The 3362-nt window shown below is 39.2% G+C and carries 4 protein-coding genes; all 4 read right to left on the bottom strand.

Annotated features, from left to right (window positions below; genetic code table 11):
• A partial coding sequence (locus AC22ZQ_RS13595) for a Mur ligase domain-containing protein (RefSeq protein WP_318959311.1) occupies nt 1-191 on the bottom strand: 191 nt, incomplete at its 3' end.
• On the bottom strand, nt 191-2290 hold the full coding sequence (locus tag AC22ZQ_RS13590) for a penicillin-binding protein (RefSeq protein ID WP_318959310.1): 2100 nt from the start codon (nt 2288-2290) through the stop codon (nt 191-193). The genes AC22ZQ_RS13590 and AC22ZQ_RS13595, both read right to left, overlap by 1 nt.
• Complete coding sequence (locus AC22ZQ_RS13585) at nt 2291-2707, bottom strand: FtsL-like putative cell division protein (RefSeq protein WP_318959309.1); 417 nt, start codon at nt 2705-2707, stop codon at nt 2291-2293.
• Nucleotides 2700-3362, bottom strand: a 663-nt coding sequence (rsmH, locus tag AC22ZQ_RS13580) for a 16S rRNA (cytosine(1402)-N(4))-methyltransferase RsmH (protein ID WP_318959308.1), incomplete at its 5' end; no start/stop codon positions are given. The genes AC22ZQ_RS13585 and rsmH, both read right to left, overlap by 8 nt.

Raw genomic sequence — 3362 nt, 5'->3', positions numbered from 1 at the left:
GAAGTACAGCCTAATTCTATTGCTTTAGAGATGTAATTGTGTCCGTCAACTGTAAATCCTTTGATGGCAACAAAAACAGTATGGGCTGTCGCTTTTCTTGAATCGAAAACGATAGCTTCAATCGCCACATCTGTGCTACCTATCACTTGGATGAGGTTTACACCGTATAATATGTCTCTTAACTGTTGCATTACTTTAATTCTAGTTCTATAATTCCACCAACTACTGCTGCGCTACCAGGGGCGAGACTTTGAGTAACTACTCTTCCAACACCTTTAGCTCTTACTTTTAACCCTGCTTGTTCAAGAAGGATAACAGCATCTTTAAGTCCCATTCCTAATACTTTAGGAACAAGGCTTTTTTGTATTTCTGCGTTTCTAAATTCTACTCCGTTCGTTTGTTGGAAAGTTCTAACCCATTCTTGTGAAGTGCTACCGTTTGTTCTGATGTGTAATTGGTCAAGCACTTGTTTTAATTCGTACCCATTTCCGCTTTTAGTGATTGGGGTGTCAAATGTTCCACTTCCTTGGTTAATGGCTTCTTGATATTGTAAACTCGTACTGTATACTTTATCTGCAATTTCAGCGAAAACAGTTCCTGATACAGAAGCACCATAGATGTCGTTAGTTGGAGCACTGACCACTACTATACAAGAGTATACTGGGTTTTCTGCTGGGAAATAACCGCAGAAAGAAGCGATGTATTTCTGGTCACCAATTTCTCCGTATCCTTTGTTTCTGTTTGCAATTTGTGCTGTTCCTGTTTTACCTGCTAATTTGAAGAAAGACTTGCGTAGCGCTCTTCCTGTACCGTGTTCTACAACTCCGGCTAAACATTTTTGCAAAGCGTCTATTGTAGGTTGACTACAGATCTTTTCTTTCAAAACAACAGGTTCATAATGCTTTATTACTTCTGTTCCTTGGCGGATCTCAGAGACGAACTGTGGCTTCATGAATTTACCATTGTTGGCAACAGCGTTGTAGAATGCTAAGGTTTGTAGGGGTGTTTGTTGCACCTCGTAACCGATAGACATCCATGCAATAGATCCTCCCCACCATTGTGGAGTGCCTGGTCTGTTAATCATAGGAGCTTTTTCTCCGGCGATATCTATACCTAAGGGTTGCGTTAGTCCAAATTGATCTAATCGAGAAATGAATTGTTCTGGCTCATTTCTGTAGTTGTCAAAAATAATTTTGGAGATAACGTTAGAAGACTTTTCAAAGGCACGTTGTATTGTGATTTTTCCATATCCCCATTTGTTGTCATCGTTCAAAGCTCTATCGTAGTATTGGTATCTACCTACAGCGTTAACAGTATCGGTGAGTTTAATTTTCTCATCCTCTAATGCAGCCATTAAGGAAGCGAGTTTGAATGTTGATCCAGGAACCTCTATCGTACCAATGGCATGATTGTAAGATTCAGAATAACCACCATCTCTGTTCTCTTCTAAGTTCACCATGGCTTTGATGAATCCTGTTTTCACGTCCATAACGATGGCACAACCGTATTTACCTCCTTTGGTTTGAAGTTGACGCAGTAACTCAGTGTGTGCTACTTCTTGTATGTCTTTGTCTATGGTTGTAACCACATCTGCTCCATCTTGTGTTTCCTTGGTGATAGGACCTGTAGTTTTCCAAGAGTTAGAAATCTTTTGTTGAATGATTTCTCCATTCTGACCTTGTAGGTATTCGTTAAATGCACCTTCAATTCCAACTTCTAAAGTGTCGTCCTCACGGTAGCGCACGTAACCTAAAGTTCTTTTTAAAAGATCTTCATGGGGTTTTTGACGGATGATGATTTCTTCTTGGTCTATGATTCCACCCTTGTATTTCCCTAGTTTGAAAATAGGTAAGGCACGTAATTTTTTACGTGTGTCATTGGTTACTCTTCTTTGAATGCGGCAGTACTGATTGTTTCTTGCGCGTTCTCTAGAAAGGTATTCTCTCCATTCTCTGGCAGTGCGCTCTGGAAAGATTTGAGCTAACCCCTGTGTTAATCCTTCAATTCCTTCTCTCCAAACATCTTCCTTAACTACTTTGGTATCCATGTAGATGTCGTAAAAAGAAACTGAGGTTACTAATGGACTTAAGTTTGCGTCTAAAATCTCTCCCCTTCTCGGGATGATTTCAGCAGTTTTAAACTCAATTTTTTCTGAAGATGAAACGAAAAGATTGGTTCTACCATCTTTGTAGATCATGAAAGATTTAACAATAACTGTCAACATGATAGCTACAAACCCGAAGTAAATCAGATAGGTTCTTAAAACTATATGTTTGTTGTTCTTGTCCATTTATTCTTCCTCTTCCTTTTTTATTCTTACAACTTTCGTTGGTTTTCTTGTTTCTTTTAATCCGAGTGGTGTTAGTTTGTCTACCAATACCTGTCTTCTTGTTTCTTCTTCTAACTTGGCTTTGGTTTCTACATAGTCTGAAGTCATTTGGTTGAGCTCCTTTTCCATGTTGCTGGTTTCCTTTGCCAGTTGGTTTACGTAATATCCTTTTCCAACAATAAGTATGAGGAGCATTACGAAGAAAACGATGTACGTAAGGTTGTTGAGTACAAAGTCTTTCGTTAGAAAATCCCCGTTGATGATTTGCATAAAAGTCTTTGAGCTTTCACCTAAAGGCTTTCTTGTGCTCTTCTTCCTTTTCTTCTTCTTCGGGCTTTCTTTTTGAACCTCTTCTTTATTTTGGTATTCGTTAATCATCGTTGCGTTCTGCTATTCTTAGTTTGGCGCTTCGCGAGCGATTGTTTAACTCTAACTCTTCTTCTGTTGGTGTGATGGGTTTTCTATTTACCTCTGTGAAAGGTTTTAAGATGTTCCCATAAAAGTCTTTCTCTATTTTCCCGTCAAAGCTTCCTCTCTTCATGAAATTTTTCACCAACCTATCTTCTAGAGAGTGGTAAGACATGATTACGAGTCTGCCGTGGGGTTTTAATATCTCTGTGGTTTGTGTTAAAAATTTCTCCAACACATCCATTTCATTGTTTACCTCAATTCTTATGGCTTGGTAGATTTGTGCTAAGAATTTATTTTCTTTTCTTGCAGGGGCGATAGGAAGGAGTATTTCGTTTAATTCTCCCGTTGTTTCTATCTCTTTGCGAGAACGAGCTCTGCAAATGGTTCCGGCTACCTTGCCTGGAGATTTTACCTCTCCGTATTTTCTTAGAATAGAAATGAGTTCATCTTCTTCGTAGGTGTTCACGATGTGCTTGGCGTCTATTTCACTAGATTGGTTCATGCGCATGTCTAGCGGGTAGTCACCTCTAATGCTGAAACCTCTGCTTCCTTCATCGAATTGATGAGAAGAAACACCAAGGTCTCCCAAGATTCCATCTACTTTTTGAATACCTAAAAGGCG

This window comes from Lishizhenia sp. (assembly GCF_057456495.1).
This window is presented reverse-complemented; position numbering and strand designations above follow the sequence as displayed.

Excerpts from the sequence above, each read along its gene's own strand:
- AC22ZQ_RS13590 (WP_318959310.1), bottom strand. The coding sequence starts at position 2,290 with ATGGACAAGAACAACAAACATATAGTTTTAAGAACCTATCTGATTTAC.
- AC22ZQ_RS13585 (WP_318959309.1), bottom strand. The coding sequence starts at position 2,707 with ATGATTAACGAATACCAAAATAAAGAAGAGGTTCAAAAAGAAAGCCCG.